The organism is Leptospiraceae bacterium, assembly GCA_016708435.1.
In the GTDB taxonomy this organism is placed as follows: Bacteria; Spirochaetota; Leptospiria; order Leptospirales; family Leptospiraceae; genus UBA2033.
This window is the reverse complement of the sequence record JADJFV010000002.1, coordinates 210,742-229,451: the sequence shown is the minus strand read 5'-3', so window position 1 is coordinate 229,451 and position 18,710 is coordinate 210,742. Positions and strand designations below refer to the sequence as shown.

General features: G+C 36.0%; 21 protein-coding genes and 1 pseudogene. 13 read left to right on the top strand and 9 right to left on the bottom strand.

Annotated features, from left to right (window positions below):
• Window positions 1-145 precede the first annotated feature (145 nt).
• From IPH52_06485 to IPH52_06475, 3 genes are all read left to right on the top strand, one after another.
• Window positions 146-1,369 (top strand): hypothetical protein, encoded by a 1,224-nt coding sequence (locus IPH52_06485; protein MBK7054690.1) that lies wholly within the window; start codon window positions 146-148, stop codon window positions 1,367-1,369.
• A gap of 338 nt (window positions 1,370-1,707) precedes the next feature.
• Window positions 1,708-4,056: a hypothetical protein gene (locus IPH52_06480; GenBank protein ID MBK7054689.1), complete on the top strand. Its 2,349-nt coding sequence runs from the start codon at window positions 1,708-1,710 to the stop codon at window positions 4,054-4,056.
• A 29-nt stretch (window positions 4,057-4,085) separates the two neighbouring features.
• Entirely contained in the window at window positions 4,086-4,271 is a 186-nt protein-coding gene (locus tag IPH52_06475) for a hypothetical protein (GenBank protein ID MBK7054688.1), read from the top strand.
• Window positions 4,272-4,286: 15 nt separating this feature from the next.
• On the opposite strand, the gene alr is transcribed toward IPH52_06475, so the two are convergent.
• Both alr and IPH52_06465 read right to left on the bottom strand, forming a co-directional pair.
• Complete coding sequence (gene alr / locus IPH52_06470; GenBank protein ID MBK7054687.1) at window positions 4,287-5,417, bottom strand: alanine racemase; 1,131 nt, start codon at window positions 5,415-5,417, stop codon at window positions 4,287-4,289.
• 2 nt (window positions 5,418-5,419) lie between these two features.
• A complete protein-coding gene (locus tag IPH52_06465) occupies window positions 5,420-5,725 on the bottom strand; it encodes a zinc ribbon domain-containing protein (GenBank protein ID MBK7054686.1) in 306 nt (101 codons plus the stop codon).
• Window positions 5,726-5,829: 104 nt separating this feature from the next.
• On the opposite strand from IPH52_06465, the gene IPH52_06460 reads away from it, so the two are divergent.
• The 6 genes from IPH52_06460 to IPH52_06435 all read left to right on the top strand — a co-directional run bounded on the left by IPH52_06460 (window position 5,830) and on the right by IPH52_06435 (window position 8,443).
• On the top strand, window positions 5,830-6,234 hold the full coding sequence (locus IPH52_06460; protein MBK7054685.1) for an ADP-ribosylglycohydrolase family protein: 405 nt from the start codon (window positions 5,830-5,832) through the stop codon (window positions 6,232-6,234).
• Window positions 6,235-6,293: 59 nt separating this feature from the next.
• Window positions 6,294-6,479: a hypothetical protein gene (locus tag IPH52_06455; protein MBK7054684.1), complete on the top strand. Its 186-nt coding sequence runs from the start codon at window positions 6,294-6,296 to the stop codon at window positions 6,477-6,479.
• Window positions 6,476-6,805 (top strand): hypothetical protein, encoded by a 330-nt coding sequence (locus tag IPH52_06450; protein ID MBK7054683.1) that lies wholly within the window; start codon window positions 6,476-6,478, stop codon window positions 6,803-6,805. Before IPH52_06455 ends, IPH52_06450 begins: the two co-directional genes overlap by 4 nt.
• A gap of 100 nt (window positions 6,806-6,905) precedes the next feature.
• Window positions 6,906-7,232 carry a hypothetical protein gene (locus tag IPH52_06445; GenBank protein ID MBK7054682.1) on the top strand — a complete coding sequence of 109 codons (327 nt, stop codon included), beginning with the start codon at window positions 6,906-6,908 and terminating at the stop codon, window positions 7,230-7,232.
• On the top strand, window positions 7,232-7,711 hold the full coding sequence (locus tag IPH52_06440) for a hypothetical protein (GenBank protein ID MBK7054681.1): 480 nt from the start codon (window positions 7,232-7,234) through the stop codon (window positions 7,709-7,711). Before IPH52_06445 ends, IPH52_06440 begins: the two co-directional genes overlap by 1 nt.
• On the top strand, window positions 7,712-8,443 hold the full coding sequence (locus IPH52_06435; protein MBK7054680.1) for a hypothetical protein: 732 nt from the start codon (window positions 7,712-7,714) through the stop codon (window positions 8,441-8,443).
• A gap of 7 nt (window positions 8,444-8,450) precedes the next feature.
• Here the strand turns inward: IPH52_06435 and IPH52_06430 are convergent, their stop codons facing one another.
• Window positions 8,451-9,689: a radical SAM protein gene (locus IPH52_06430; GenBank protein MBK7054679.1), complete on the bottom strand. Its 1,239-nt coding sequence runs from the start codon at window positions 9,687-9,689 to the stop codon at window positions 8,451-8,453.
• Between the two features lie 159 nt (window positions 9,690-9,848).
• On the bottom strand, window positions 9,849-11,060 hold the full coding sequence (locus IPH52_06425; protein MBK7054678.1) for an amidohydrolase family protein: 1,212 nt from the start codon (window positions 11,058-11,060) through the stop codon (window positions 9,849-9,851).
• A gap of 211 nt (window positions 11,061-11,271) precedes the next feature.
• Here IPH52_06425 and IPH52_06420 point away from each other — a divergent pair, with 211 nt between their 5' ends.
• A complete protein-coding gene (locus tag IPH52_06420) occupies window positions 11,272-11,529 on the top strand; it encodes a hypothetical protein (protein ID MBK7054677.1) in 258 nt (85 codons plus the stop codon).
• A 412-nt stretch (window positions 11,530-11,941) separates the two neighbouring features.
• Here IPH52_06420 and IPH52_06415 read toward each other — a convergent pair whose 3' ends face one another.
• The 3 genes and pseudogenes from IPH52_06415 to IPH52_06405 all read right to left on the bottom strand — a co-directional run bounded on the left by IPH52_06415 (window position 11,942) and on the right by IPH52_06405 (window position 13,855).
• Window positions 11,942-13,045 carry a KamA family radical SAM protein gene (locus tag IPH52_06415; GenBank protein ID MBK7054676.1) on the bottom strand — a complete coding sequence of 368 codons (1,104 nt, stop codon included), beginning with the start codon at window positions 13,043-13,045 and terminating at the stop codon, window positions 11,942-11,944.
• A 112-nt stretch (window positions 13,046-13,157) separates the two neighbouring features.
• Window positions 13,158-13,517: a four helix bundle protein gene (locus IPH52_06410; protein ID MBK7054675.1), complete on the bottom strand. Its 360-nt coding sequence runs from the start codon at window positions 13,515-13,517 to the stop codon at window positions 13,158-13,160.
• 107 nt (window positions 13,518-13,624) lie between these two features.
• Window positions 13,625-13,855 (bottom strand): annotated as a pseudogene (locus IPH52_06405) (hypothetical protein).
• 332 nt (window positions 13,856-14,187) lie between these two features.
• On the opposite strand from IPH52_06405, the gene efp reads away from it, so the two are divergent.
• The 3 genes from efp to mtnB all read left to right on the top strand — a co-directional run bounded on the left by efp (window position 14,188) and on the right by mtnB (window position 16,093).
• Window positions 14,188-14,754 (top strand): elongation factor P, encoded by a 567-nt coding sequence (gene efp / locus IPH52_06400; protein MBK7054674.1) that lies wholly within the window; start codon window positions 14,188-14,190, stop codon window positions 14,752-14,754.
• Window position 14,755: 1 nt separating this feature from the next.
• On the top strand, window positions 14,756-15,289 hold the full coding sequence (locus IPH52_06395) for an acireductone dioxygenase (protein MBK7054673.1): 534 nt from the start codon (window positions 14,756-14,758) through the stop codon (window positions 15,287-15,289).
• A gap of 195 nt (window positions 15,290-15,484) precedes the next feature.
• Window positions 15,485-16,093, top strand: coding sequence for a methylthioribulose 1-phosphate dehydratase (mtnB, locus tag IPH52_06390; GenBank protein MBK7054672.1), 609 nt, complete (start codon window positions 15,485-15,487; stop codon window positions 16,091-16,093).
• A 60-nt stretch (window positions 16,094-16,153) separates the two neighbouring features.
• Here mtnB and IPH52_06385 read toward each other — a convergent pair whose 3' ends face one another.
• Together IPH52_06385 and IPH52_06380 are read right to left on the bottom strand one after the other, a co-directional pair.
• Window positions 16,154-16,522 (bottom strand): PilZ domain-containing protein, encoded by a 369-nt coding sequence (locus tag IPH52_06385; GenBank protein ID MBK7054671.1) that lies wholly within the window; start codon window positions 16,520-16,522, stop codon window positions 16,154-16,156.
• Window position 16,523: 1 nt separating this feature from the next.
• Complete coding sequence (locus IPH52_06380) at window positions 16,524-18,356, bottom strand: adenylate/guanylate cyclase domain-containing protein (GenBank protein MBK7054670.1); 1,833 nt, start codon at window positions 18,354-18,356, stop codon at window positions 16,524-16,526.
• Window positions 18,357-18,710: the final 354 nt, after the last annotated feature.

Here is an 18,710-nt window from a genome sequence, read left to right as displayed (position 1 = left end):
ATTATTTTGAAAAGTATTTGAGTATGGAGCAGCTATGAATAAGATTGGAAGATTACAACGTCGAAAGTTCTTTATACCGAACGTAAGCCGGTTTTTGCTTAATGTGCTAATTTTCTATTTATTTCCATCCAAAATTGGAAATTGGATGTATTATTTATCAATTGTATCTGTTTCTTTCTCTTTGTTTTGGTTAGTTATAGAATTGATAGTATTCTTGGATTACAAGAAGTATCCGCTACTTGTATATTTCCCATTTTTATTTGATATGGCAGTTATCAGTGTCCTTTGTTATATATCAGGAGGAATAAATTCACCATTTTTATTTATGTATTTAATGATGGTAATCTCCGATACGATTTATTCTGATTCCAGGCTTGGGTTTAATGCTATGATTGTTTCTTCTATTTGCTATGCTACAATTTCAATTAGTATCTACTTTGGGACATTAGAATATACTAATATACTTTATTATCAAAAAAATCATCACTGGATGTTCTATGTAGGAGTTGCTGTTTTTTTTATGTATTCAAGTGCAATGATGCATTTTTCTATTCAAGAAGTGATGAATCAAAAGAAAAAACTTTTAGATTCTCTTGAGTCAGAAAAACAACAGTCTGAAATTGAAAAAGGGATTGCTCTCATTGCTCAAAAAGAAACTGAAAATGAAAAAGTAAAATCAGAAAGTTTATTGCTAAATATCTTGCCTGAGGAGATTGCTGATGAATTAAAAAATTCAGGCAATTCCAAACCAGTTTTTTATTCTTCCGCAACCGTTTTATTTACCGACTTTCAAGGATTTACTGAGATGGCGGAAACACTTGAGCCATCTAAATTGATAAGAGAACTAGATTATTGTTTTTCAAAATTTGATTCTCTAATGGAAAAATATAATTTAGAAAAATTGAAAACCATTGGAGACTCTTATATGTGTGTTGGTGGGATTCCTAAACCGAATAAAACTCATGCTATTGATTGTGTTCTAGCTGCTTTAGGAATGCAAGCGATTATGGAAGATTGGCGTGCTAAGAAAATTCAGAATTCCGAAAAATATTGGACCATTCGTATTGGAATTCATTCAGGCTCTCTTATCGCAGGCGTAATTGGTCAGAAAAAATTTGCTTACGATGTCTGGGGGGATACTGTTAATTTGGCGAGCCGTATGGAATCAAGTGGACTTCCTGAAAAAATAAATATCAGTGGGGATACTTATCATTTTGTGAAAGATTATTTTGATTGCGAATATCGAGGAAAAATTGCAGCCAAAAATAAAGGACAAGTGGACATGTATCTGGTAAACGGGATTAAGAAAGAGTTACGCAATGAAAAAGGTTATCCCAATTCTGATTTTTTTGAAAAAATGCGAGTGTGAATATGCTAAGGATAGGAGTCAAGTTCAGCTAGTTCAAAGATTCCGTTATAAAAACTAAATTAGAAATTGATACGTTACCCGTTCTTGGTATTCGTATAAAAAATTTATTTGTATCTATTGCGGCTAACGCTTTTGCTTAGAATCTTTCAGGAAACCCCATCCATTTCTGATAGAAATGCTTTCTCATGTAAAACCTGATTATGTTGTTTTTTTATGATTCAATACAAAATATGCAAGCAGGAATTGAACTATAATTTAATAAAGGTATGCACACATCTTATTTTAAACATTTAACTGTTCGATTGAGGGTGAAGCAAAACAATAGGGAGATAAATGTTATGAAAAACATTTTTAAATTTAGCAGAATGATACAACTAATTGTATTGTTTTCAGTGATTTCTTTCTCGGCAATATTCGCTCAAACGGAAGTTCCGAGTCTGAATGTTGTTGGTTCTGGATACAATATATTTGGTAAATATGCAGAGGCATCCAGTGTAACCTATCCGATTTTTCAATGGAGTGCAAATCAAAAAATTAAGGGAGGCAAAGATTATTTTGCCCCACCAGAAATTACAGTCACTTATATAGGAACAAAAAGTCGCAAAGAAATTTCTGGAAGTTCACAGAGAGAATATGCAAAGTCATTTAGCCAAGAAGTGGAAGTAGGCTATGAAGGACCAGCGTTTAGTGCTTCTGTAAATGTGGCTTATTCCAAATCATGGGGTGGTAGCTCGAGCGAGTATTATCTCACTATCCTCGATGCCAATCGCGTTTGGGAATTAGGAATAGATAAACGTATAAATCTAAAACAATTTATGACAGAGCAGGCAAAAGCAGATATTAACAATATGGATCCTATGGAATTGTTTGAAACCTACGGAACTCATTATATCGCAAATGCCTACATTGGAGCTAGGGCTGATTTTACTACCGTTACAAATAATGAAAGTAAATTCTCTGAGAGTGAAATTAAAGTGGCAGTTGAAGCATCATATAGCGTAATTAGCGGATCTAGCACTACTGGTCACACAAACTCATCTAAATCCATATTGGAGAATACAAAATCGACCCTGATCGTAAATGGAGGGAATTATCAATACGCAAATGACATTAAGGACAAAGAAACCTATACGAAATGGGCAGATGGTGTTGAATCAAATCCGGTTCTATGTGATTTTGAAAAAGGCAGCTTAAAACCTATCTGGGCGCTTGCAGACTCTCCCGCAAGACAATCGCAATTACAGACTGCTTTTAATGAGTATGCAAAAGGATTTCCTTTACCTGATTACGTAGAATCTGGAAGCGAAATGTTTGTACTTTCTGCACTAGATGGAAATATGGCTCTCACTGTAAAAGGTGGAAAAGATAAAAATGGAACTAACATTGAATTGTCGAATGGAAGTGCGGATAATAGCCAACAATTTTATTTTGAAACAGGAGATAAAGGAAGATTATTCATTCGCAGCAAGGGTAGAAATTACCTAGGGGTTGATGCCTCAGGAAATGTTCAATTATTTGACAGTGCTTTATCTGATAATCAAGCATGGAAAAGAATGAATACTGGTGATGGGTTCCAGTATATTGAAAATGTGGGGACTCAAAAAGTTTTAACAGTCGTAATAGATGACGATGACAAGGAAACAAACACAATCAAATCTGGATTTCTAAAGAAAAAATTCAAATTTGGACCCCTTAAGAAAGATAAAATCAAAGAAGCAGTCAACAATGACGATTCGGGAGCAAACATAATAGTTACACCTTATAAAAAGCTCAAAAGCCAGAAATGGAGATTGTCTTCGCCCGAAAATCTATTTAGCCTCGGACCAAATATGTATAAAGAAAAATGGAAGAAAGGTTGGAAAATAACTCGTTTTTTACAAATCAAAGATTCTCCCTATCTATTATTATACGGAAGAGATAAAAAAGCCAATGTTCAACCGATTGTTATAGATGATAATAAAATTGAACTAATAAAAGATAAAGGGGAGCATTACTCAAAAGAATGGTCATCAGGATGGTCGAATATAGATTTTTTTAAAATGGATGATGCTACTTACCATATGGCAATGAAAGAAAAATCAGGAAGTGTCAGTATCAATCAATATGATTATACCGGAGCACCTAAAGAAATTTGGTCTGCTGATTGGTCCGGCGGATGGTCAACTTTAAAAACTTTTTCAATGGGAGGCAAATCTTATGCTTTCGTTTATAAAAAAGGAAAAGGACATGCAAAAATTCATGAATTAGATCCCAAACCTTCAAAGGAAGCTCTATGGGAAAATGAAACTCTAAACCCAAATATAGTTTCTGCTCAACATTTTAAGATGGGAAAGGAACACTTTCTATTACTGCATAGTTTGGATGGGACTTCTTGGACTTATAGCATTGAAAAGGCAAAAAGTGGAATAGGGATGACTGAAGTTTCTAAAAATACCGAACTTGAAACTAATATAGATACTGCAATGGTTATTGATTACCATACTGGTCCTGTTTTATTCATGTATAAAAAACAAACCGGGACTGCTTGGTTTACTCCACTGCATTCAGATGGTTCTCTCGGAAAAACATGGAAAAAAACACTCTGGGGAAAGGATTGGACTGATTTTGATTATTTCAAAAAGGGTGATCATTACTACTTCCTAAAACATAAAGAGAAGGGAGAAACAGAGATATATAAACTCAAATAGATTTAGATGAGTTAAAGTGATTGAAATACATGGAAACGAAAAATCTTTTTCTCGTTTCCATGCAAACACAAATACTTTTTAATCTATTTACTTACGATGTCAGGGGGGATACTGTTAATTTGGCGAGCCGTATGGAATCAAGTGGACTTGCTGAAGAAAATATAAGTGGGTTTTATCGTTTTTTTATCCGTGTTCATCGTCTTTATCGGTGGTAATCTTTGAAATTTCTTCTACTCCACAAGTATCCTCGGTATCTCCGGATGAATGCGAGTAACCACATCGTAGTTGATTGTGCCGGTGAGTTGCGCTATTGTGTCAGCGGAGATTGTTTCTTTATCAGAGCGACCGATTAAGACTACTTCTGTTCCTACATTTACATTTCGGATGTGGGTAATATCAATCATGCTCATATTCATACAGACTCGACCGATGATATGAGCCCTCTCTCCATTGACTAAAACATAACCCTGGTTGGAAAGCCTTCGATCAAATCCTTCATTGTAACCAACAGGGATTACTGCGAGCGTTGTAGGATAATTGGTCTTAAACGTTGAGCCATATCCGATGTAAGAACCAGTAGGAACTTTCTTCGTGTGGACAATCGTTGTTTTCCACGAGAGGACTGGCATTAGATCGAATGTATTTTTTCCCATGAGAGAAAGAGAAAGCCTTGTTTCCAGACTAGGCCAGAGCCCGTAAAGAGAAATCCCTACACGCACCATATCAAAATGAGCTTCTTTAAAAAGCATAGTCGAGGCAGAAGAAGCAGCATGGCGGATAATGTCGGTATATCCCTGTTTCTCTGCGTGTTTTATATATTCCTGAAATGTCTTTAATTGTTGCATGGAATAGGAGTGCTCAGTAAAATCCTCTGTGCTAGCGAAGTGCATGAGTAGACCGGAGAGATTTATTTTATGGGCTTTTAATTCTTCTAAGAGTTTAAATAAATCTTTTCCAGACTGTCCTAATCGCGCCATACCAGTGTCAGTCTTGAGATGAATTTTGGGTTCATTGGAAAGTTTAGAAAGATGTATAATTTCTTTTAGTCTAGAAGCGACAATCCAGAAGTTGCTATGGTTAAGATCGGTTAGCCGCTCCTCCAGATTGGGAACTTCGCCCATGAGTAGAATGGGAGTAGGGGAAAATTTCTTTAGTAGGAGCGCTTCTTCAAGTGAATTGACTGCAAGAACATCCACTCCATTTTCGATGGCGAGCTTTGCCATTAACTCTATTCCGTGCCCGTAGGCGTTGGACTTAATCGCTACCGCCAAACGAGTATTTGGCGATAGAATAGAGCGAAATGCTTTTATATTATTAGAGACTGCTTTACGGGAAATCTCTACCCGTGTAGGGGCTAACAAGACTAATCCAGCCCGTATTTATCTCGCATAGAAGAACCCGGGCAACTCGATGTTCCGTGACAACCACAACCAGTGCTCGCACTTGCAGAAGCTGAAGTATGTCTGCTATAGGGAGAACGGTCTTGGTAGGAACTCAGATCAGTTTCTCCAAAGCCTGAGAACGCGAACGACGAAATCATCTTGTGGATAATACCGTTTTGCTTGCAGCCTTCATTTATTTTGTCACAGTCTGTAAAGGGTGTAGAATTGGATTGTAATACTTCAAATTTTTTGTTACAAGTTTCACATTTGTATTCAAAGATTGGCATTTTAATTCTCCTAGAATTGATTCCAGTATTTAGACTCGGTTTATACTTTCAATTCGAATAATAAAAAGTCTTTACGAAATACTTAGAATGATTATGATTTATTTATGGCGATTAAAAAAACAAGATTTCAAAATATGCTTTTAGGGATTGCAATTGGTGATGCTTTTGGCGTTGCGTATGAATTTACTTGCGATAGAATTGCTCTGTTGACTCATCTTGATCCAACTAAGTATAAATCAAAAAGAGTGAATAGAAAGGCTGGAATGTATACGGATGATACTCAAATGTCTATTGCAATTTGTGAAATGATGCTTAGTGATAAAGAGTTTAACTTAGAAAATCTAGCCCAAAGATTTATCGATACATATAGAGCATATCCAATCGAAGGATATTCTACTACTATAAAAGAGGCATTGCTTTTAAAAGATGGAGCAGAACTTTTAGAAAAGGCCGTGAGAAATAAAATAACGAACGGAGCGGCTATGCGCTCTATTCCGCTCGGACAGTAGGCGCTGTGTTTTATATTATTTCTAATTACAAGAATCCTTTTGATATTCTTTTAGAATCGGTGAAACTTGGAGGTGACACTGATAGTATTGCCTCTATGAGTTTGGGGATTACAATGATTAACCATTCTGTTGATGAACTTCCTGATTTTTTATTAAATGATTTGAATAATGATAATGGTAGAAGGGATAAAATTTTAGACTTAGGAAATAGATTAACTGATTGGTATGTGAGAAGAAATGAGTGAAATTAACCTACCTCGTTATCAAATGCAATGATATTGAAAAGAGCAAATCTTTCTATGAAGCAATTGGTTTTCTTCCTGTAAAAGAAAAGCATGGCAAAGGAGCGGAACATTATAGTTTTGCGCTAAATGATTTTATCATAGAGCTATATCCTTCAAGTAAGATTGTAGAAGGAAATTTAATTATGGGTTTAGAAATAAAAATTCCAATTGTGAAAATTAAGAAACGACTCAAATTTATTTCTTACGAAACTGAGCCTTCTAAAAATAAAGATGGGAATTTTTCTATCAATGACCCTGATGGAAATAAAATTCGTATTGACTCTTAAATTACTCTAGTAATTCGTGTAAATAGATTGTAATTATATAATGAAGAATTTGATTTTAATTTTTTGGATTATGCTGAGTTTTCAATGTTCATCGATGGAAATGAAAGCAAACTTGGAGAGAAATGTAATCATCGCTTATTCTGATTTGCCTGTAACCTCAATTGGGAAATTCAACAGAGTCAAATATGATTTTATTGCTCTATGGGGATTGGTAAATTATAATTCTGATAATGTAGAAAAAATTTTAGAAGAAGAATTAAAAAAATATCCAAATGTAAAAGGAATTAAAAATTTAAAAATCAGGTCATATAATTCTTCTCACAATACAAATCAAATCATTAGTCCCTGGGGTGCAATCTTTAGCTATTGCACTTATGTTGCTGGATTTTCTTATCGAAATGTATGGGTCAGAGGGGAAATCTTTTAATGAAATGGATAATCGTTATTATCTGCTTTTTTACTTATCAATGTAGGTTTTTTGATTATAGACAAGAGGCATTGACGGGAACTACTTTTCAAGAAAGAAATTGGAATAAAGAAACCAAATCAGATATTTTTTTCTTTAGCAGTAAAATTAAAAATCTTAGCAAAGGGAAAAATATATTTTTTACGAAAATTGAATTTTCTGTGATTCCTGGAATATTTGGAAATATGCTAGGTAATACGGCTTACAGAGATAATTTTTCCGATTACTTTCCCATTGAAAGATATAGAAAGGAACTGACAGAGGGGCAATACCTTATTATTCACAATATACGAATTAAATACAATAGCAATGTGCTATTTGATTGGTTTAAAACTTATAGTGTAATTATGTTTGGCTACTATACGATTGAAGCAGAGTTAAATTTTATTTCGGAAAATGAGTTCGGAAAAATTCTTGAGAGCAAAGGAAGGGAGAACTAGATGTTTCAAAAAACTTTATTTTTACTTCTGGTTCTATTTGCCTTTCAAGTTTGGGCGGAAGAGAATGACGATGAAGAAAATCCTACTCAAGTAGAGTCTAGACAAAAGAGAAAATGGAATCTTTTATTTTCAAATAAAACTATGAATAGTTCTCATCATTCATATAACCTTGAATTAAATTATAATATAGGGAAAAAATTTTCCATTGGCTATAGACATATATATAGAAGAGACTATGAGGAAAAATTAACTCTGAATCAAGCTGCACTGGCTAATGGTGATTACCTACTACAATTAAGTAAGTCATATAACTACTTGGATCGAGGTATATTGAATTTTCGTTACTATTTCTGGGATACGGTTCCTTTTTATCTTACAGCAGGAATTGCAAGAACATATACGACTGGTCGTCAAATGAATTATTTTACAGAGCTTCGATTTTCAGGGAATAATCCTTATTTAACTTATCCTTTTGAACTTTATTTTGATAGAAATCCGTATTATAGTAGAATGCTTGGGATTGGATTTCAATGGGTTTTTGAAAGCGGACTTACATTTGGAACTGAATTTTATACGTTGAAAAGTATAAATGGGGCTACAACTAAGAGAGAAATATATTATAGTCCTTATTTGTCATACTCTAGACTGACAGAGATTTATTTTCGTAATCAAGAAAAGCTAGGTCTAAGGCAAACCACACATTTCGAAATTAGCCTCGGCTATTCGTTTTAAATCTCAATCAAAAATCCCAACCATTTTTATTTGCTTCAACAACTTGCTGGAAGTTTACAACTTCTTCCTGCGTGGCATTGTCCTTTTTTTCTAAAGATTCAAATATTGAAAGCGGCGAACGAGTCTTATCCTCCAACATATCCATCATCTTCTCCACCCTATCAGCTAATGGCAATTGTTCCAAGCTAGAAGGAATTAATCTTTGATTCCAATCGTGTTTGCACTCGCAGGTTAGATTGTCAAAAACAGAAATGTCGTTTGTTTGATTGTATTCCATGAATAGGTTTGAAAATTTGTCATTGCAAAGAGGGCAGTTGGAGGAGGTGGCGATTGCTTTTACTGTATAATTGGCGGGGCTAACGTAGATTATCTTCTTTAGGTTTAATGCATGTCTGTGCTTTAGAATTTCTACAACGGACCAGAGCTTGATTGGTTTGTATAATTCTTGTTTCCATAATTCATGAGATAGGGTAAATGCTTCAACGGTGGGTAATTCAATGTCAATTCGGTTGATTTCAGTCTCTTCTAAAAATTGTAAGCTTTTGACTGCGTCATCGATGGATTCTTGTTCGCTTAAGAAAGGAGGTTTTAGCATGAGAAGTGCAGTGCAATTGATATTATGCGCTCTCAGTAGTTCCGAGACTTCGATTACTTTGTTGTTTGTGAAGTTTTTGTTGATGCAAAGCCTTCTAACTACTGGGTCAGAGGATTCAAATCCAAACGATAATTCTAATTCCTTGTTAGTTGTATTTTTTATTCGTAGTATTTTTTCTTCTGTGATGTCCTGGAGTTTTGATTCAGTTGTAATTAACTTTAAATTTTGAAAACTGGAAAGAGTCTGAATCATCTCAAGAGTTACATCAAGACTGATTTCCTGCTCGGATAACATGCTTCCGTCGTTGTAGAGGCTAATGATGGGAAACCGGTCTAATTCTTTTTTGTGTAAGTCAAAGGCAAATTGCAATTGGTTTAGAAAATTGGAGCGATTTAGCTTGATTCCATGATTCGTTGCTGAATAAAATCCACAGAAAGTGCATCCACCATTGAGTTCGATAGAGGAGCAGCCAGTTCCGCGCAAAAAGATGATTAACTTTTGAACGAGATCACCATTGTATCTAGCATGTCTAACCTCAGTGCATACAGGGCGGTCTACAGAAAATTCTTCTCTTTCGGCTTCCGATTTATTTCGTAAGTCTTTTAGATAGCTCTGAATTCGTCTGGCTAATTGTGAATAGTTTTCTTCCAAAGATTTTTGCCCCGCTTGTCAATATCCCTATTATCCATTTCTATATTTAGAAAGCAAATCCATTTTCGCCTACATTGGGTATTTATCTAACGGTAATATGATTTTTTAAAGTAACATCGGAAAAAAGTCATGCTATTTTTACGATAGATCAGAAAAAACTCACAGGAGCGAATTTTCCATAAAAATGGAATCAGAAAATTTTTTTTCTTTCCATCGAATGGAGCGTTTTACTGTAAATTCAAAGAGTAGAGGATTATAGTCGTAAATCTCCTGTAAAATTTTCTGCTCCTCAGGAGTAATGAATCCAAATTCTACGAGTCGTCCCAATCGAATTACAATGTTGACTGCGGGTAATGGATAATCACTTCCCTGGACAAGTCTGGAGTGCAAGTCCTGTCTTGTGAGTAAAGTTTCTAAAACTTTTTTATCTCGGTTGAATTGAATAACAGCAGAGATGTCTGCGAATAGATTTGCTTTATACTTGGGGTCATCCATGAGTCGCATGAATAAATCGAAATTATCCACAACTTTCTTGTCAGGGCTTTCTAGATCGATGTTTGTTCCTAAACTTCCACAGTGAGCTATAATAATTTTTACACCGAGGCTAAGTGGATAACGGAGTAGGAGAGGGTTTCCGTATTTCTGATCTTCTTCTGCGTCTACTGCTTTTTCTTCGCCTGCATGTGTGAGTAGAGTCATCTTGTATTGAATCATTTTTTTATAGTAGGCTTCGATTTGAGGATTGGATGGATCAATGCCTTGTGAGTTGGGTAGCCACTTGATGAGTCTAATGCCGAGTTTCCCCCATTTGTCCAATTCCTCTAATGCATCTTTGCGATAGGGATGAATCGAAATGGTTGGAATGAATACATCTGGATTTTCTTTGGCTAATTTGTAAATGTATTCGTTTGGAACATAGAACTCGGTCTTTTTTAGGTTGAGAGAGCCGTCTGTGTTGTAGTATTTATCAAGTGCCAAAAGATAGTGCTTTCCATGAGTTTCTATATTGCGAATAAGGCGTGTTAGTCTTTCGACTGCCTCTGCATCTGCGTTGTTTAAATTTTTAATTTTTAATGCACTAGAATAAATCTTAAACCGAATGTATTCTTTTATATGAAGAGGTGATCGCATCTTTGGATTGATAAACGCTCCTGTCTTATTTTCTTCAATGCCTACAATATGCGTGTGATAGTCTCGTATCTTGGTAGCGTCTAATCCTGCGTAGCTTCTCTTTACAAGCTCAATTGCTTCTGGACTTGCTTTTTTGTAAAAGTCTTCTGGATTTTTACTAGATGCTCCGCCGATTTTATCAAAGAGGCTTTGCGGGAGGAGGGAAGTTGTTAGAAGTAATAGTAAAAGAAAATATTTCATTTTTGTCTGCCTATTTTTTTTATTGTTCTACCTGTTCGCCTTCGAACAAGAAAAAAACAAGTTTTTGTTTCATGGATGTTTCACGCTTGTTACTTTCTATTCATATATCAGATTTTTTCAATTGCTTTTAATATTTAAAAGTCTTAGGATGGTTTGCATTAAGGATTTGTTGCATTGGCTATGCACGAAGCAAATTTGGACGGACCCAAAAATGATTCCCGATACTACATATGTAAGCACATCTGGTTATTCTAAATCAGGATTATATTACAAAGTTACTGATTCAAAAATTGGAGATGTTGTTGTTATCCGCGTGGGTTTAAATGGGAGTAATAAAGCGACACATTCCCATGCTGCTATTTTAGGAAACATTGAATTAAAGAGAATGAAGAATGGCAATGTGATTGCTGTGAGGAAAACTCTCCAATCAAGTGGCAGCGATCAAACAATAAAGATGGAGATGTGGTAAGAAAAAAATGAAAAATCTGATGTTCGTGAATTTATTAATGAATATTTAAGAAAGAAAGAGTATTTTAGTATAAAAACTGATACTTTGTTAATTATGCACGAAGACGATCATTGGCGAATTAAACAAAGTGCTACAAATATTTACTACACAAAGGAAGGATTGATGACATATTTGGAGAAGGTAGGTAGGCATGATTCCAAGTATTACAAACTATTTAAAGTTCTTAAGAAAGAATCAATAGAGGAATGAAATGAAATTGGTAAGTATACTATATGCGCTCCTGTTATTTGGGGGTCAGAGAGAAAATATTATTGAGGATATTGTAACTATTCGTGTTCGCACCAATGGACAGGCGAAGGCGAAGGTCGCGAATACTTGCAGCGAAGGGTGGAATTTCGGGAATGACACAAGACTATTTCCTCACTTCAAACTCATCCCCTCGATAATTCTGAAAAATATACGAATCCATATTCGTCTTTTGTAAGTAATCTGTGGGTAATGGAACTTTGCCGCCACCGCCGGTGAGATCGGCTACGTAGGAAGGAATTGTAATTCCGCTGTTGAAGCCGCGCAGTTTTTTCATTAGGGCAATGCCTTCGGAGATGGGAACTCTGAAATGAGAGCTTCCGAACACTTCATCGCATTGGTGGAGATAATAGGGCTTAACTCCCATTTTTACGAGTGCGTAATTTAGGGCAGATAGCTTTTCGGGTGTATCATTGATGTCTCGCATGAGAACAGTTTGGTTTAAAACAGTCATATGGGCTTTGGTCGAAAGCCTCTTTATTGCCTCTGCGGCATCTGCCGTGCATTCGGCAGCAGAGTTGAAATGTGTCACCATAAAAAGCGGGAAGAATTCGGCAAGTCCTTTACATAGTTCGTCTGTGATTCGAAAGGGCAGAGTAACAGGATAACGGGTATGAATTCGAATCTGGTTTAGGTGCGGAATCTTTTTTAATTCGCGGATAATATAGAGTATCTGGTTATCGGAAAGAGAAAGTGGATCGCCTCCGGAAAGAATTACTTCTTTCAGCTCTGTATGTGTTTTGAAATACTCGAGTGCCTTGTCCCAATCTTCCGAGCGAGGCGTATTTTCGCTGTCCCCAACTTTTCTTTTGCGAGTGCAGAATCTACAAAATACAGCGCAGTTGTGAGAGAGATACCAAAGGGCTCGGTCCGGATAACGGTGAGTTACCCCTTTTACTGGCATATGAGCTTCTTCGCCTAGCGGGTCAATTCGTTCAAGCGGATGACGGGTTAATTCACCTGCGCGAGGAACAACTTGTAGTCGAATTGGGCAATTTGGGTTGGTTTGGTCAATCAAAGACAGGTAGTAGGGTGTGACTCCAAAGCTGAAGAACTCATCGGCTGCTTGGAATATCTTTTCTTCTTCTTCTGAAATTGGAATAAAATCTTTTAATTTGTATGGATCGGTTAGACGATTTTGGAGATGCCATTTCCAGCTATACCAATGGTTAATGGTTAATGGTGAATTGTTAATGTTGGTTGTTTTCATTATAATGGTAAATTGTTAATGGTTAATTGTAAAGGGTTAATTTTTAGTGATAGTTTGATGGGTGACTTTAATAGTTTCGTTCTGTTTTTCATTAACCATTAACCCTTAATAATTAACCATTAATATTAGCTTTCGTGGTCTTGAGAATACTAGTTATTAACTTTATAATCTCTACTGCATCCATATTGATTGTTTGAAATTGTTCTTGAGATAAATATTCTGTTTCCTTCAAAAGTTCCAGCCAGTAAATTGTTTCATTTATTTCTTTTTGGGCAATTCCCATTTTATGTTTAAAATCTGCTTTTGTCTCTGCATGTTCCGCTTCTCGAACCATTGCTCCAACGCTTGTTCCACTTCTCAAAAGTTGTTTGGACAATACAAACTCTTTTTTATTTTCTACTAAATATTGACACAGTTTTACAATTTTCACCGCAAAACTAAAACTCTTATTTTTGATCACATTCTCTTTCATCTTAATTATAATGGTTAGTTGTTAATGATAAATAGTTAATGTTAGTCTTAATAATAATTGCCCTTTCTTTTGCATTAAACATTAAACATTGATAATTAATCATTATCTCTCATTTTTCCATCCGCCGATAGCATTTTCAACTGTCCGATATTTTCGGACAGTTCACTTCCTTCTTTTTTTAATTTGGCTTTCAAATCGTTCCAATATTTTCTAGGGCGATCTGTTCCTGTAAGAGCTTCGATTATATCAATAATGCTGAAATACCATTGCTCTTTTTCAGCGTCCCAAATTCGGCGCACTTTTTTTTCTTCAAAAAGTTTTATCTCTGCGGTAGTCATTTTTTTCTCCCTAGGGACAACTCGTCCCCATGTAGTTTCCTTTCTCTACTAAAAAATTTTGCTATTACTATGCGTTAGGGATCAACTGGATGAGTGGTTCGACACATTATGTTGCGACTTTAAGAAGCAACATTGAGTTCAGCTTGGTAGCTGCTGCTCACCAACCGGGCTCAATAGAATTCCACTCAGGAAGGCGAGCCCGGCGTCAAACCTCGAAGGCGCGGAAGCGCTTCCGCGCCTTCGAGGTTTGACGCAACGCCCAAACTTTTCTCTTGACAGTGCCATTAAGTTAAAAAACCTTTATTTAACAATCAATAATCGGTAGGTTTTTCATGGTACTCGGCATCACAGAAGTTAGAAAAGGCATGGTTCTCAAAATTGAGAATGATATTTATACTGTCATCAAATCAGAATTTGTAAACCCAGGAAAGGGTAGTGCATTTATTCGCACAAAACTCAAAAGCGTCATCAAAGGCTCTAGCATCGAGCGCACATTTAAAGCGGCGGAAACTCTCGAGAGCGTCGAACTCGAGAAACGTGCGATGACTCTTTGTTACACAGAAGGCGATCAAATCGTTTTTATGGATGTAAATGACTTTGAGCAAATCCATGTTCCGATTGAATACGTGGAAGACGTTCTTCCATTCATGAAAGAAGAAGCGCAAGTCGAAGTCACTTTTTATGAAGACAAGCCAATCGGTGTTATCCCCCCAAACTTTGCTATATTAGAGGTTACTTATGCAGAAGAAGGTCTCAAAGGAGATACTTCTGGAACAGCTCTCAAAAAAGTTACTGTCGAAACTGGTGGGGAGATTAACGTTCCCATTTTCGTAAAACAGGGCGACAAAATCAAAGTTGACCTTCGTGATATTTCTTACGTAGAGCGTGTGAATAAATAAAATGGCTACTATCATTCGCAAGGGTAAACCAGAAATTACCGTTAACGAAGAAGTAAAAGATTTTTTAAAAGGCTATGGTGTGGAGTATGACCATTGGCCTGTCCCTTCCGCTTCCAAATCCTATACCGAAAAACAAACTTTAAATGATTTGGAAAAAGAAGAATTACTTAAAACTCTTAATAATCGCTTCGAATACTTACAAGAGCGGGAAGGTTTTACAACGCGTGATTTAGTGGTTCTTCATCCTGATGTTCCTGGCATTAATGATATGCTGGCTAAGTTTGACAAGGTTCATACTCATTCCGATGTAGAAGTTCGGTATATCATTGATGGTTCCGGCTACTTTGGATTTGTCGCTCCGGAGGGAAATTTTTTAGTGCATGTATTTAAATCTGACTTTGTTTTTGTCCCAAAAGGAATACAGCACTGGTTCACCCTCGACGAAAAAATGCGCATCAAAGCAGTTCGCTATTTCAAAGATATGAGCGGCTGGGTTCCTAACTATGTCGAAGGCGCAGTGGCTAGTATAGAATAAAAGATTTGCCACGGAGGCACAGAGACACAGAGTTTTGGATTTAAAGAGAGTCTTGCGCCAGATTAAGTTTTGTTTTTACATATTAATGGATACCCAAAATGAAATTAAAAGCTCGAAATCTTCGTGACCATTGTCTTTCCACACCAAACCAAATTCTTTTACCTCCGTGTCTCTGTGCCTCCGTGGCAAAACCCTATGCACAACGAAATTCAGCAATTAATCGAATATAGCCGCATCTACTATGATCGTGGGTGGATGGTGGCTACTGCTGGTAATCTGTCTGTGTTCGATCGTGCTAGCGGCGAACTTTGGATTACCTCTTCTGGAAAGCATAAAGGTCGTTTGAAAGAAGAAGACTTTATTTGTATGAGCCTCGATGGAAAAATTCTTCGCGAGACAACAAACAAACCAAGTGCCGAGACTTCTATTCACCAAGCTATTTATAGACAAATTCCTTCTGCCTGTGCCGTGCTTCATGTTCATACGGTTACTTCTTGTAAGCTGCATTTTGGATTACAAAAGTTAAATTCTGCAACTAGATTTCTTTTGCCTAATGTAGAAATTCTAAAAGCATTTGGAGACTTTCGAGAAGAGCCAAATTTTTCTGTCATCGTTACTTTTAATCATGGCTCTGTCCTGGATATTTCACGTGATTTGGAAAGTGCTCTGTGTGAGCGTCCTAGTGATGTGCCTTTTTTTTTAATTGAAAATCATGGTCTCACCGTCTGGGGCAAATCGGTAGAAGACGCTAACAAAAACTTAGAAGCCGCTGAGTTTATACTTCAAGTGATGGCAAACGAATAAAAATCGAGTTGTCATATTTGCCCATTTACAGGGGCTTTTATTTTCTAATGGAGTATAAAATTACTCTCTAAATCCGATTGCTTCAATTAGGTTGTTGATGATGTTCTCTTGCTCAGGTGTTTGGTTTATAAATTCAAATCCATTTACGAAATAATCTGGATTAATATCTTCTTTACTCCAGCGACATCGAATATTCAATTCTAAATGTCCATTGATTTCCTGAAATAATTCATCTCCTAATTCAATTCGGACTGGGATTTCTAATTGGTTTGTAATTTTTTCACGGCTAATTAGAAGTAACCCTTTTCCTGTAATATCCACTACACGTCCAATTAATTCATTTGTGTAACGGTTCTCCACTTTTAAATAATAAATTAGATGGCGTCGATCTTCCTGACGACCATGGTTAGCGCTATTTATTTCTGTCATTTTACTGCTCCGATAAAATAAGTCTTACTAATTCTGAACTTTCTTCGAATCCCTTTAAATTGGATTCAAAGATTTCTATTTTAATTTTTTCTTTTTCAATTAATTCTTTGACTGCTTCGTTTTCGTAGAGTGTGCGGGTAATGACAATATCTCCACCTTTACATTTGCCTTCTACACGGGCGGCGAGATTTACAGTCTTTCCAAAATAATCAAGCTTTTCGTTTTGATTTACTGCCAATACGGGACCACTGTGAATTCCTACCTTGAGGATAATTACATTTTCTCCATATTCTTTTTTGTTTAATTCTTTAATTTCTTTTTGCACTTGAATGGAATATAATACCGCGTTTACCGGCAAAAGGAAAATTCCCATGATAGCATCCCCAATCGTTTTTACAATCGCTCCATCGTATTTTGAAATGTTTCGAATTAGAATATCAAAATGACTACTGACAGCTTTGTAGGCAAATGCATCTCCGCGGGTATTATAAAATTCTGTTGAGCCTTTTAAATCAGTAAATAGAATTGTTAGATTTTTAATTCCAATTTCTTCCCCAGGACGAAGAACTTGAGAAGAAAATAATTCGCGGAACTCTTGCATTGCGGTTACTTCGGAAGCCGTCACGATATTTTCTAGCCATGTGGCGTGTTCGAGTTTGACTGTAATCTCTTCTGTTAAATCAGAATTTGAGAGTAGAAATTTTTTCTTGCCCGGAAGAATGGAAATCTTTTGACTTTCTATTCCATTGTAATGGAGGGTATCGATTGTTTGCCCCGATGATTCAACTGTTATATCTAATACTGCCTTGCTTTGTTGACTGTAGACTTTATAAACTCCAGCTAACAGTGTATATTCGAACTCTTCCGTTTGATTTGGTAAAACCCGAACTTGGGATTTTAGATGTGGAGTGCTGCCTGGTCCAGATGCGCAATATACACCACCAAACACTTTGCGAATCGATGCGTTAGGCGTAAATGTTAATTCCACCGACTTATCAAAATCAGCTTCATAATCTACATTGCAAGAAGAACAATGCACTTTTTTTTTCATGTCTGAAAGGGAATGAGAACTTGACTTTGCTCCACGGCAAGAGGGACAAAGAACGTCCCAATTCATATCAAAAAATCCTTCCTTTGTTCCTCGCAAGAAAAATTCTAAAACTTCTCTTTTGTCTTCGTGCCAAATAACAGCGAGTCGATAGGGGCGAATCTTGATTAGATCCAAGTCTTGCGATTTTAAAATAAACGAAGCGATTAGATCACAAAGTAATTCATTATGAGATAGGAGGGAAAATTTATGTAGTAGGGCATTGTGCTCTTCTGGTTTAATATTTTTTACAATTTCTGTAATGCCAATATTGTAATTGTGAGTAGGGCTTGAGGCAACGGCTAACTGGTAATTTTTATACCGGGGAATAATATCGAAGTAAAATTTTAAAAGATTGATTGGTGCTAGTATTTTCCAACGGAGGATAACGCGTATTGTGTTCTTGATTCGAATATGTCTTTCATCGACTTGTGTTAATTCTAAACGATGAATTAATCTCTTAAAAGGTCCCTGTGTATAGTTTCTTACAATTTGATAAAAATTTTCTTCGACCCACTCTGCTGGCTTTTCTTCGAAGCGGAAAGCGAATCCTGCATTTGTTTGAAGTCCTTCTTTTTTACTTCCTCCTTTCGGTAGCGGAAAATCTTGGTATTCCATTACAGGCTGACCGAGAAATTGGTTTGCTCTATCTGTATCAGAGACATACCCCCAAGTTTTTTTTAGACTCGCTTCTACTGTGCTTTCGAATCGAAAGACATATTCGTTTGGTAAAATTTCGTAAATCATTTATGCACCTTCAGTGAACTATAATCAGAGGAATGAAATGTAAACCATAATTTTAACTAACCTTTTATTGATTAAAAATTTAATTATATACAATTTTATTAAAATGTCACATGAATTTTTGAAAATAGATTGAAAATTAAAAAGAAGATACCTGTTATACTAATACATGCAAGACTCATCTGGAAGATGATTTGTATGCATTCGTTTGAAATGATTTTATATACACAAGATAAATTGGTTTTGGTAAATTGTCATCCTGAGCTTTTCGATGGATATTGATTCTATTCGCGATGGTTCGACAGGATTGGTTGGTGAATAGTAACTTCCGAGCGTGCGTATCGAACCACATCATGA